Below are 11,852 nucleotides of genomic sequence, written 5' to 3'. Positions count from 1 at the left end.
AGTTGTAGGCGATGTCGACGCGCGGCAAGCTGTTGATCTTGTCGATGTCGAACTCGGTCTGCGTGGTGTGCGGACGGGCCGGCAAGCGGTAGAACATCAGTTTGCCCTCGACCACATAACCCAGCGGGCCGTATGGCGAGCGGAAGGTTTCAACCTTGAAGGAGTTGGTCTTGGTGACGTCGCGGCCGGAATGGATTTCATCATTCATGACCACCAGCGTGCCCTTGCCGGCAGCGTCCTTGCTGGAGGCGACCAGCACGGCGTCATACAGGTTCAGCGCGCCGTCGGCACCCAGGGCGGTACCCGGACGCATCGAGCCGACCACGACGACAGGCTTGGTGCTCTTGAGAGTCAGGTTCAGGAAGTAGGCGGTTTCCTCGATGGTGTCGGTGCCGTGGGTGATCACGATGCCGTCCACGTCATTCTGCTTGAGCAGTTCGGAAACGCGCTTGCCCAGTTTCAGCAGACGTTCGTCGTTGAAGCTTTCACTGCCGATCTGGAAAATCTGTTCGCCGCGCACGTTGGCGATCTTCGAGATTTCCGGCACGGCGGCGATGATCTTGTCGACCGGGACCACGGCAGATTGATAAGCGGCGGTGTTGACGCTGGATGCGCCCGCGCCGGCAATGGTGCCGCCGGTGCCGATGACGACGACGTTGGCTTTCTTTTCTTGCGCCTGTGCCGACAGCGACATGGCGGCCGACAGCAGCAATACGCCACCGAGTTGTTTCAACTTCAGATGTTGCATAAGGATCTCCTGAGCAATGGATGCAATTGATGCATAGATGGGTCCCGCCATTGCGCCCCTGAACATGCGCGCAACGGCGACATTCGTACCGGTTAGTTTTACGTTATGAAACGGCACGCAAGGATAGTACGGAATAGCGATTGCGAAGTCTTATGCTTTTAAAGCATGGATTTTGAAAGATTATGCGAGGCGTGCATAGGCTTTCAAAAAAACAAAAAATGCGTTAATTATTTAGAAGAATTCGACGATATCGTTGGTCGAAATTTCATTGCTGAGGACGCCCGAAGTAACCAGCTCATCGTAGTAGCAGATGCGGTTGCGACCGTTCTTCTTGGCGTGGTACAGAGCCTGATCGGCATGGCCCAGGATCACCACCGGCGTTTCCTGCGAAATGCCGACGAAGCCGAGGCTTACGGTGACCTTGCCGACCTGCGGGAAATCGTATTCCTGCACGTGCTGGCGGAAGCGGTCGAAGATCTTGCTGGCGTCGGCCAGCGTGGTCGAGCGCAGCAGGATCACGAACTCTTCGCCGCCGAAGCGGAAGATGCGATCGTGCGCGCGGAATGAGGTGCGCAGAATATTGGCGACCAGGATCAGCACTTCATCGCCATACAGATGCCCGAACTGGTCGTTGACTTGCTTGAAATGGTCGATGTCGACCACGGCCAGCCAGTGTGCCTTGGTTTCGCCGCCGTTGCGGCGCTCGTTATTGTCGAGCGAATGTGCTTCATGCGGGGCTAGTGCAAAGGCATGGCGCGAGAATTGTTCGTCGAAGGTCTTGCGATTGAACAGGCCGGTCAGCGCGTCGCGTTCGCTGTAGTCGAGCAGGCTTTGGTAATTGCAGTAGATGCCGAAGATGCCGTCGATCAGTTCCAGCGCCGTGGTGTCGTAGGCGTGCGGATTGCGGATCTCCAGACAGGTGTTGACCTTGCCGTGCAGCCATACCGGCAGCCACAGCACGTGCCAGCCGTCGGCGGCGATTTCGTAGTGTTCATTCTTGTGGTGCCGGATGCATTCGACGATGGCCGAATAATGACTCAGCGGTTCCTTGGGGTCGTCTTCGGTGTGTTCGGCGATGGTGCTCAGATGCCCCTCGTTGAGGTACATCTTTTCTTGCACGAACATCTCTTCGCGAAGCGAAAAGATGTCGAGCACGCGAATTTGTTTGACCTTGGTCAGTTCGTACAGGCCGGTGATCACTGCGCCGGCGAGGCGCGAGTTTTCACGCTGGGCTGTGATATCTACCAGGTTCTTTAGAAGCTGTTTCATCATCCGGATGTCGACTCCTGCTTGAGCACATTATTCTATGTTTAGTGGGTACTCTAAGAACCTGCTTGCGCTTGATCACGCTCGGGAAACATTGCGCGTGAACACCGCCGGCAGGTTTTGATAGGCTTTACCATTCATAGAATGCATAAGAACTTACGCAAGAATCACGCCATGAATCAAGCCATGAAGCAGGGGGATTTTACACGCTGCTCAAAGGAACAGCTATTGAGTTAACGCAAAATCAAAAGGAAAAATTTGCTTTCATTTCCAAGTGGAAATTTTCCCGCGATTTTATGCGCGATGTCCGCACTATATTGGCGTGGCGCGATGCGGTGCGTGTCGTGTCGCGTGGTGCTGCGATGCGCGTGACGGTGATTTTTTCTCAATGCCGCACTGATTGCTCGGCCAGGAGCCGTCACGGTGCAAACTATTTGAAGCATGCGATACGCGCTTCTTTCTCGCGCATCGAAAATGTTGCGGCACGGGAAAACAGGAGCGGAAGAGAAGGGGGAACGGAAGAGATGCGGCGCAAGCTGTTCGCATTGCGCCGCTGCAAAACGAAGACGATTACAGATAGATGATGGCCAGTGCGACGGCGATGATCAGGCCGAATTTGGTGGCGCGATAGGCATTGCGATTCCAGTTCTTGAACTTGCGGCGGTACTGGCCGGCGAGCCAGACGAAACGGAACAGCTTGTTGATGCGGCCGGTCTGGTCGCCGGTCTCGTTGGGCGAGCTGGCGGCGGTCATCATGGTCTTGCCGAGCCATTTGTTGATGGTCTGGGCCCAGCGATAACGCAGCGGACGTTCGACGTCGCAGAACAGAATGATACGGTTCGTCTCGGCGCCGTTCCGGGCCCAATGGATGAAGGTCTCGTCGAACACCACGCTCTTGCCGTCGCGCCAGCTGTAACGCTGGCCGTCGACTTCGATGAAGCAGCGATCATCGTTCGGCGTGACCAGGCCGAGGTGATAGCGCAGCGAACCGGCGTAGGGATCGCGGTGTGGATTGAGCGTGCCGCCCGGCGCCAGTTCGGCGAACATCGCGGCCTTGACGCACGGGATCTGGCGCAGGATTTCAACAGTCTTGGGACAGAACTGCTCGGCCGACGGATGGCTGGCGTCGTACCATTTCAGGTAGAAGCGTTTCCAGCCGGCCTTGAAGAAGGAATTGAAGCCGGCGTCGTCGTTCTTTTCGGCAGCCTTGATCTTGGAGATGTTCTGCAGGTTGACGGCTTCGGCCTTGATGATTTCCCAGTTGTCGTCGAGCAGGTGCAGGTTCTGGAAACCACTGACTCCCGGATACGGCACGGCCGGCACGCGCGAGAAGGCATACATGAACAGGTTGATCGGCGCCATGATCGAGGAATGGTCGAAGAATTGACGTAAAAAGGGCAATCTCACCTTTCCGCGGAAATGGATGAACAAGATGGAAAACAGATAAATGCCGACAACGACCCACTTCATTGCAATGTCCTCATGTCGATGGCTGCGGCTGCCGCCATCTCGTATAGATACGCAATAGATAAGCGCTCAATGCGCGATATCAATGCTGTAAGAGTTTGATCTGGAAATCGGGCGGATGTGCCGCGATGGATGGGGCTGATTCTACACCAAGCGGTTTGGGGCAGCTTTGAGGGAGATCAGTGAAGAAACGTAAAAAATGCCGACCGGGCCTGGAAAGGAGAACAGGCCGGGTCGACAAGGAGGGGCAAAGCGAGGGGCAAAATGATGATCGGCGGCAAGCAGCGTGTGGCTGCCGCCGACGTATTCGGATTGCGCCGGACTATGCAGGTTGGGTAGAAAGCTTGCCCGGCGCCTTGCGCGGCAGGCCCGTGAAGCCGAAGTCGATCTCCGGTTGACGCCCGGCAATGATTTCGGCGATCGCGCGGCCCGAACCGCAACCCATGGTCCAGCCCAGCGTGCCGTGGCCGGTATTGAGATAGAGATTGCTGAACCTGGTCTTGCCGACGTAAGGAATGTTCGACGGCGTCAGCGGGCGCAGACCGGTCCAATAGACCGGGTTGTCGTAATCGCAACCGTCCGGGAACAATTCACGGGTACGGCGCGTGATGGCGTCGCATCGGGTGGTGTTCAGTTCGCGGGTGTAGCCGTTCAGTTCGCAGGTGCCGGCCACGCGCAGGCGGTCGCCCAGGCGCGACACCACCAGCTTGTAACCGTCGTCGGTCAGCGAGACGGTCGGCGCGGCATCCGGATTGGTGACCTTGTAGGTCGCCGAATAGCCCTTGCCCGGATACAGCAGCAGGTTGATGCCGAGCGGACGCAGCAGCGGCTCCGAGAAGCTGCCCATGGCGACCACGAAGGTATCGGCCTTCAGGACCTCATGGCGGCCGTCCGGATTGATGATTTCCACGCCGGTCACGCGGGCGGCAGCGCCGGCGCCCTCGGTGATGAGGCGCGTGATGGTGGTGTTGAACTGGAAGTCGACGCCGGCGTTTTCCGCCTTTTGCGCCAGACCGGTGGTGAGCTTGTAGACGTCGCCCGACTCATCGGAGGCGGTGAAATCGCCGCCGACGATCTTGTCGCGGATGCTGGCCAATGCCGGTTCGATCTTGATCACTTCATCGGCGCTGATCGAGTCGCGCTGGCAACCGAGGTCGCGCATCAGCTTGGCGGCCGGCAGCGACAGCTCGAATTCCTTTTCTTCGGTATAGAAGTGCAGGATGCCCTTGTTCAGGTGGTCGTATTGGATGCCGGTTTCGGCGCGCAGCGCCACCAACGTCTGGCGGCTGTATTCGCACAGCGCGACGATCTGGCGGATGTTGGCGTCGGTGCGCGCAGGCGTGCATTCGCGCAGGAAGCTGACGGCCCATTTCCATTGCAGCCATTCGGGACGGAAGCGATACAGCAGCGGGGCGTCTTCCTTGCCCAGCCATTTCAGGACCTTGAGCGGAGCGGAGGGATTGGCCCATGGCTCGGCGTGCGATACGGAGATCTGGCAGCCGTTGGCGAAACTGGTTTCCTGGGCGGCGCCCGGCTGGCGGTCGATGACGGTGACGTCGTGACCTTCACGCTTGAGGAACCACGCGGACGCGGTGCCGATGATGCCTGCTCCCAATACGATGACTTTCATCACATTCTCCTTGTTCGATGACAGAGCCCGGGCAAACCAGACAATCCCGATTTGCGCACGCCTCAATGGGTGAAATTGTAAGAAGTAATCGGTTTTTTAGGTAAGCAATCAGCGTGCCTGGATTTCTATTTTTTAATGAACAGGCAGTGATGGTGTTTGAAAAACAAAATATTTGTTTAAAACTTAATATTTTGCATTTTCAAATTTTGCCATTTCTTCCGCCAGCGCTTGCGTCACGGTTTCGGCCAGCGCCTGTTCCAGGCTGGCGCGCACACGGGTCTTGAGGATGTCGGCCATGTTGTCGAGGATGACCGCGAGGTGATCCTGCAGATGCTGGTGCAGCACGTTGTCGATCTGGCCCAGCAGGGTCTGCATGACGTTTTCCTGAATGTCCTGGCGGAGTTGGCGCAATTGCTCTGCGCTAGGTTCCGGAGCGAAGGGCTGAGGAGGCAGCGGCGTACTGACCGATACCGGCAGCGGCGCGGCGTCGTAAGTGGGCTGGTATTGCGGCTGGAAGGCCTGGATCGGCTCCGGCTGGAAATGCTGTTGGTAGTCGGGCTGAGGATGCGGCTGCTGCGGCTGGGTATCTTCCCACTGCAAGGCCTGCGGCGCCTGGTTTTCCGGCGCGGCGGGCGGGGCGATGACTTCGGTCAGGAGCGGGATGCTGTTGTCGGCGGACGATTGGCTCATGATCTCAGTCGGCGACAAAATGGCTCAGGGGATAACCGCGCTCTTTATAGAAGCGGTAACGATCGCGGCCGGCGGCCTTGTCGGCTTCGTCCGAGGAAATGATTTCGAACATGCGCTCGAAGCGGGCGAAATGGGCCGGCGTGTCTGCGCCCAGGTTGATGAGGAGCTGGTGATGCGGCAATTCGGCGGCGTCGTCGCTGGTGAGGATGATGGCGGTCTGGGCGGCCAGCGGGTCTTTGGCCATCACGTGGGGCAGGAAATCCTGCTCGGAAAAGCTCCAGAGGGCCTGGTCCAGCTGCTGCAACTGGGCCGCATCCGGGCTGCGCACGACGATATTGACGCCCGTGGCGCGCGCCTTGCGCACCAGGCGGCAGGCGTAGGCGAGTTTATTGGGGACGTTGCTGTGGAAATCGATGCGGGTCATGGACGAAGTATAGACATATAGCAGATCGAGGAAAACCCGCAGAGGGAATTAAACCCTCATCGTTCCAGCCGTGGCTGTTCAAACCAACTTTGAGGTTAAACCTGTTCACGATCTGTAGCGGGAGGCCGTCAGCCGGTGGCGGACGGAGCGCAGGAACCGGAATGTACTTCAGTACATGAGGATTCCGAGCACCGCCCGACGCCGGATCACGGCCTCGCAGTAAGATCGTGAGCAGGTTTAAGCGGCCATGCCGCTATGGCGCAGCAGAGCGTCGATGCTAGGTTCGCGGCCGCGGAAAGCCTTGAACGACTCGATCGCCGGCCGCGAACCGCCGACGGCCAGGATTTCTTTCTGGAAGCGCAGGCCGGTTTCGATCGAGACCACGTTGTCGCCCTTGGCCGCGGCTTCTTCAAACGCGCTGTAGGCGTCGGCCGACAAGACTTCCGCCCACTTGTAGCTGTAATAGCCCGCCGCGTAACCGCCGGCAAAGATATGGCTGAACGAATGCTGGAAACGGTTGAATTCCGGCGGACGAATCACGGCGAACTTGTCGCGCACGGCGTTCAGCACCGACTGCACGCTGTCCTTGCCCGAGGCGTCGTAGTCGTAATGGATGTGCATGTCGAACAGCGAGAACTCGACCTGGCGCAGCATCTGCAGGCCGGACTGGAAGTTCTTGGCGGCGGTCATCTTGTCGAACAGTTCGCGCGGCAGCGGTGCGCCGGTGTCGGCGTGGGCGGTCATGTGCTGCAGCACGTCCCATTCCCAGCAGAAGTTTTCCATGAACTGCGACGGCAATTCGACCGCATCCCATTCCACGCCGGAGATGCCCGACACGCCGACTTCGTCGACCTGGGTGAGCATGTGGTGCAGGCCGTGGCCGGATTCGTGGAACAGCGTGATGACTTCGTCGTGCGTGAACAGCGCAGGTTTCCGCTCTTTCCCCTCCCTGCCGTCGACGGTCATCGGTTCCGTGAAGTTGCAGACCAGGTAAGCGATCGGCGTCTGCACGCCATTGGCGGTCATGCGGCGGGCGCGGGCGTCGTCCATCCAGGCGCCGCCGCGCTTGCCGCTGCGGGCATACAGGTCGAGGTAGAACTGGCCGACCAGCTTGCCGTCGCGTTCGATGCGGAAGAATTTCACGTCCGGATGCCAGACCGGGGCGCTGTCGGGTTTGATGTCGACGTTGAACAGGCGCTGGATGACCTGGAACAGGCCTTCGATCACCTTCGGCTCGGGGAAGTATTGCTTCACTTCCTGCTCGGAGAAGGCGTAACGCTGTTCGCGCAGCTTTTCGGCGGCGTAGGTCATGTCCCAGGCTTCGATCGTGTCGATGCCGAGCTCTTCCTTGGCGAAGGCGCGCAGTTCTTCCCAGTCCTTTTCGCCATACGAACGCGCGCGGCGGCCCAGGTCTTCGAGGAAGCCGATGACTTCCTGCGGCGACTGCGCCATCTTCGGCACCAGCGATAATTCAGCGAAATTCTTGAAGCCCAGCATCACGGCTTCTTCGTGGCGCAATTGCAGGATTTCCTGCATGTTGGCGGTGTTGTCCCATTCCGGCGTGGCGCCGAGCTCCGAGGCCTTGGTGGCGTTGGCGCGGTAGATCTGCTCGCGCAGGCTGCGGCTGTGTGCGTATTGCAGGATGGGGAAGTAGGACGGGAAATGCAGCGTGAACTTGAAACCCGGCGTCCCGTCTTTTTCGGCGGCAGCGCGCGCGGCTTGCTTGACGTCATCCGGCAGGCCGGCCAGGTCGGTTTCGTTTTCAACGAACAGGCCGAAGTCGTTGGTCGCGTCGAGGATGTTTTCCGAGAAGCGGGTGGTCAGCGCGGCCGATTTTTCCTGGATTTCGGCGAAGCGTTCCTTCTGGTCGTCAGGCAACTCGGCGCCCGACAGGCGGAAGTCGCGCACGGCGTTGTCGATGACCTTCTTGCGTGCGCCCGACAGCGAGGCGTATTCCGGGCCGGTCTGCACCGCCTTGTATTTTTCGAACAGCGCCAGGTTCTGGCCCAGCGCGGTCCAGAACTCGACCAGGCGGGGCTGGTTTTCGTTGTAGGCGGCGCGCAGTTCCGGCGTGTCCATCACCGAATTCAGATGACCGACGATGCTCCAGGCGCGGCCCAGTTGCTCGGTGGCGTTTTCCAGCGGCTCGACGAAGTTGGCCCAGGTGACTTGCGCCATCGGCGCTTCCAGCGCGGTGACCAATGTGCTTGCCTTGGCCAGCAGGGCGTCGACGGCGGGCGTGACATGTTCGGGCTTGATGGCGTCGAAACGCGCCAGGCCGGAGAAGTCCAGCAGCGGGTTGTTGCCGGGAGTGATCGTAGTATCTGCAGTAATGGTGGTGGTCATGGGACTCAGGTTCTTTCAGCAGCTTCAATAGTGTTGACCAGCAACATGGTGATGGTCATCGGCCCCACGCCGCCGGGCACGGGGGTGATGTAACCTGCGACTTCCTTTGCATTGGCGAAATCCACATCGCCGCACAATTTGCCGTTATCGTCGCGGTTCATGCCGACATCGATGACGACGGCGCCGGGTTTGACCATGTCGGCGGTGACGATGTTGCGTTTGCCGGTGGCCACCACCAGAATATCTGCCTGGCGCGTATGGTGGCCCAGATCGCGGGTCTTGGAATTACAGATAGTGACGGTTGCCCCGGCTTGCAAGAGCAACATGGCCTGCGGCTTGCCGACGATGTTGGAGGCGCCGACCACCACGGCGTTGGCGCCGCGCACCGGATAATCGATGGATTCCAGCATTTTCATCACGCCGTAAGGCGTACAGGGGCGGAACAGCGGCTGGCCGGTCATCAGCAGGCCTGCGTTGCTGACGTGGAAACCGTCGACGTCCTTGTCGGCGGCAATGGCTTCGATCACCTTGTTGGCGTCGATGTGCGCCGGCAGCGGCAATTGCACCAGGATGCCATTGATCTTCGGGTCCTTGTTGAGTGCATCGATGCGCGCCAGCAACTCGGCTTCGGTCAGCGCGGCGTCGTATTTTTCCAGCACCGAGTGCAGGCCGTTGTCTTCACAGGCCTTGACCTTGTTGCGCACGTAGACCTGTGAGGCCGGGCTGTCGCCGACCAGGATCACGGCCAGGCCGGGCTGTTTGCCCTTGGCGGTGAGGGCGGCGGCGCGTTTGGCGACGTCGGCGCGCAATTGTTGGGAGAGCAGGTTACCGTCGATGAGTTGTGCTGGCATGGTGGCTGGGACTGGAAAAGAGGGAAAATAAAGCGTCATTATAAGGGGCCTTGCCCTCGGCGGTCGCGACGGCGTAGGCGGGCGGGATGCGAGTCCTTGCCGCCGATTTCGGCGTCGTGGTGTCGGACGACGCTGATTTTAATTTTCGGTTATGCTCCGCCAACCAATCGAATTGAGTGACATCTGAGGACCTTGCATGACCGATCTGCTGACCCGCCGCCTAGCCCTTTTTGCCAGCCCGGAAAACCGTGCTCTGCTCGGTCGTGGCCTGCGCGGCGTGGAACGGGAGACTTTGCGCGTGACTCCGGACGGACAGCTGGCGACCACGCCGCATCCGGCCGTGCTGGGCTCGGCCCTGACCAATGAGCAGATCACCACCGATTATTCGGAATCCCTGCTGGAATTCATCACCCCGGCTACACACGACATTGCCGATGCACTGCGGCGGCTCGATGAAATCCACCGTTTCGTGCACGCCAACCTGAACGGCGAACTGCTGTGGAACGAGTCCATGCCCGGCGTGCTGCCGCCTGAAGAAGACATCCCCATCGCCTGGTACGGCACCTCGCATATCGGCACGCTGAAACACGTGTACCGCCGCGGCCTGGCGCTGCGCTACGGCAAGACCATGCAATGCATCGCCGGCATCCATTACAACTTCTCGCTCAGCGAAGATGTCTGGAAGCTGTTGCGCGAGCTGGACGATCGCGAGCAAAACGTCGAGCCGTCGTTCTCGGCGCGCGACTACCAGTCGGAAAGCTACATCGCGCTGATCCGCAACTTCCGCCGCTACAGCTGGCTGCTGATGTACCTGTTCGGCGCTTCGCCGGCGCTGGCGACAAACTTCCTGCGCGGCCGTCCGCACCAGTTGGAGACGCTCAGCGACGACACGCTCTACCTGCCGTACGCCACCAGCCTGCGCATGAGCGACCTCGGTTACCAGAGCAACGCCCAGGCCAACATCACGCCGCACTACAACAACCTGCACAGCTATATCAGAAGCCTGTCGCAGGCGGTCAGCCAGCCGTACCCCCCCTACGAAGAACTCGGCACCAAGCGCGACGGCGAGTGGATCCAGATCAACACCAATATCCTGCAGATCGAAAACGAGTTCTATTCGACGATCCGTCCCAAGCGCGTGATCTATAGCGGCGAACGGCCGGTACAGGCGCTGGCGGCGCGCGGCGTGCAGTACGTCGAAGTGCGCTGCATGGACATCGATCCGTTCGAGCCGCTCGGCGTGAGCCTGAAGGCATCGCGCTTCCTCGACGTGTTCCTGCATTTCATCGCGTTTGAAGAGAGCTCGCTGACCTCCGACGAGAGCGGCGCCGAAAGCCGTTGCAACTTCTCGCGCGTGGTCAAGGAAGGCCGTCGTCCGGGTTTGCAGCTGGAACAGGAAGGCAAGCCGGTCGGCTTGCAGGACTGGGGACTGTCGCTGCTGGAGCGTATGCAGCCGATCGCCGACTTGCTCGACGCGCAGGCCGGTGGTTCCGAGCATGTGCAGGCGCTGCAGGCGCAACGCGAGAAGCTGCGCGATGCCGAGCTGACGCCGTCGGCGCGCGTGCTGCGTGAAGTGCGCGCGGCCGGTAATTCATTCGCCGCTTTCGCTCTGAACTTGAGCAAGGCGCAGGCGGCGGAGTTCCTGGCGCGCCCGCTGAACGCGGAGCAAACCGCAGAATTCGTCGCTACCGCCGCTACGTCGATCGAGAATCAACAATCGATCGAGCGCACCCAGATCGGCGATTTCGATACCTTCGTCGCCGCTTACCGGGCCAGTACGCTGGGTAATATCAGCGTCTGATTCTGCGCTTGAACGAAGTCCTTGCTTGAATAAATTCTATCGGCAGGCAATCATTTTCTGATTGTTTGGCGTCTTCGCCTTGTGCGTCCACCAGCGCGTCAAAAGCGGCATCCTTTTCGCGTATATTCCGCCCGATTCTTCTCATGAGCGGGGCGGCGATGATGGCGACCAAGATACTTTCTGCATGTTTTTTCTGCGTCCTTGGCGCTCTCGGCATTCTTGCCTCGCCCGGCGCGGCCGGCGCGCAAGACCTGCTTGAGGTGGTCAAGGCGCGCGGTGTGTTGCGCGTGGCGTTGGAGGGTACTTATCCACCCTTCAATTTCAAGGACCGCAAGACCGGAGAACTGACCGGCTTCGACGTCGAATTCGCCCGTGCGCTGGCCGGACGGCTCGGACTGCGCGCCGACTTTGTCGCCACCGAATGGGTCGGCATCCTGGCCGGACTGCAAGTGGGCAAGTACGACGCCATCATTTCGCAGGTAACGATGACATCCAGGCGCGAGGCGGAATTCGACTTCTCGATTCCCTACACCTATTCGAGCGCACAACTGATCCAGCGCCTGGACGACAAGAACGACTACCGCAGCATCGCCGGCCTGAAAGGCAAGGCCGTCGGCGTCGGCCAGGGC

Annotated in this window: 12 protein-coding genes and 1 other RNA gene; 3 read left to right on the top strand and 10 right to left on the bottom strand. The window is 59.8% G+C overall.

Annotated elements, in window-relative coordinates; translation table 11 throughout:
- On the bottom strand, positions 1–694 hold a 694-nt coding region (locus HLUSI_RS29685), incomplete at its 3' end, for an asparaginase (protein ID WP_238534045.1).
- A gap of 285 nt (positions 695–979) precedes the next feature.
- Positions 980–2,020, bottom strand: coding sequence for a GGDEF domain-containing protein (locus HLUSI_RS0119635; protein ID WP_016835571.1), 1,041 nt, complete (start codon positions 2,018–2,020; stop codon positions 980–982).
- A 290-nt stretch (positions 2,021–2,310) separates the two neighbouring features.
- On the opposite strand from HLUSI_RS0119635, the gene HLUSI_RS32905 reads away from it, so the two are divergent.
- Positions 2,311–2,598 carry a hypothetical protein gene (locus HLUSI_RS32905; protein WP_157137929.1) on the top strand — a complete coding sequence of 96 codons (288 nt, stop codon included), beginning with the start codon at positions 2,311–2,313 and terminating at the stop codon, positions 2,596–2,598.
- On the opposite strand, the gene lpxO is transcribed toward HLUSI_RS32905, so the two are convergent.
- The 7 genes from lpxO to folD form a co-directional block, all read right to left on the bottom strand.
- On the bottom strand, positions 2,585–3,484 hold the full coding sequence (gene lpxO, locus HLUSI_RS0119630) for a lipid A hydroxylase LpxO (protein ID WP_016835570.1): 900 nt from the start codon (positions 3,482–3,484) through the stop codon (positions 2,585–2,587). The genes HLUSI_RS32905 and lpxO overlap by 14 nt on opposite strands.
- Before the next feature lie 319 nt (positions 3,485–3,803).
- A complete protein-coding gene (locus HLUSI_RS0119625) occupies positions 3,804–5,111 on the bottom strand; it encodes a D-amino acid dehydrogenase (RefSeq protein WP_016835569.1) in 1,308 nt (435 codons plus the stop codon).
- 183 nt (positions 5,112–5,294) lie between these two features.
- Positions 5,295–5,801 carry a hypothetical protein gene (locus HLUSI_RS0119620; protein ID WP_029363794.1) on the bottom strand — a complete coding sequence of 169 codons (507 nt, stop codon included), beginning with the start codon at positions 5,799–5,801 and terminating at the stop codon, positions 5,295–5,297.
- A gap of 4 nt (positions 5,802–5,805) precedes the next feature.
- Positions 5,806–6,225, bottom strand: a complete 420-nt coding sequence (locus tag HLUSI_RS0119615) for a DNA polymerase III subunit chi (RefSeq protein WP_016835567.1) — start codon at positions 6,223–6,225, stop codon at positions 5,806–5,808.
- 102 nt (positions 6,226–6,327) lie between these two features.
- Positions 6,328–6,402: non-coding RNA, sX9 sRNA (locus HLUSI_RS31895), on the bottom strand.
- Between the two features lie 60 nt (positions 6,403–6,462).
- The gene (locus HLUSI_RS0119610) at positions 6,463–8,571 is read right to left on the bottom strand and encodes a M3 family metallopeptidase (protein ID WP_016835566.1); all 2,109 of its coding nucleotides are present in this window, start codon (positions 8,569–8,571) and stop codon (positions 6,463–6,465) included.
- Positions 8,572–8,576: 5 nt separating this feature from the next.
- Positions 8,577–9,422, bottom strand: a complete 846-nt coding sequence (gene folD, locus HLUSI_RS0119605; protein ID WP_016835565.1) for a bifunctional methylenetetrahydrofolate dehydrogenase/methenyltetrahydrofolate cyclohydrolase FolD — start codon at positions 9,420–9,422, stop codon at positions 8,577–8,579.
- Positions 9,423–9,618: 196 nt separating this feature from the next.
- On the opposite strand from folD, the gene gshA reads away from it, so the two are divergent.
- On the top strand, positions 9,619–11,223 hold the full coding sequence (gene gshA / locus HLUSI_RS0119600) for a glutamate--cysteine ligase (RefSeq protein ID WP_016835564.1): 1,605 nt from the start codon (positions 9,619–9,621) through the stop codon (positions 11,221–11,223).
- On the opposite strand, the gene HLUSI_RS32900 is transcribed toward gshA, so the two are convergent.
- The gene (locus HLUSI_RS32900; protein ID WP_157137928.1) at positions 11,213–11,395 is read right to left on the bottom strand and encodes a hypothetical protein; all 183 of its coding nucleotides are present in this window, start codon (positions 11,393–11,395) and stop codon (positions 11,213–11,215) included. The genes gshA and HLUSI_RS32900 overlap by 11 nt on opposite strands.
- Between HLUSI_RS32900 and HLUSI_RS0119595 the strand changes: the two genes are divergently transcribed.
- Positions 11,385–11,852: transporter substrate-binding domain-containing protein (locus HLUSI_RS0119595; RefSeq protein ID WP_157137927.1), on the top strand; the 468-nt coding region annotated here is incomplete at its 3' end. The two genes, HLUSI_RS32900 and HLUSI_RS0119595, sit on opposite strands and share 11 nt — an antisense overlap.

Source organism: Herbaspirillum lusitanum P6-12 (assembly GCF_000256565.1).
Lineage (GTDB): Bacteria > Pseudomonadota > Gammaproteobacteria > Burkholderiales > Burkholderiaceae_D > Herbaspirillum > Herbaspirillum lusitanum.
The sequence above is the reverse complement of the archived record's forward strand: the minus strand, read 5'-3'. Positions and strand labels throughout refer to the sequence as shown.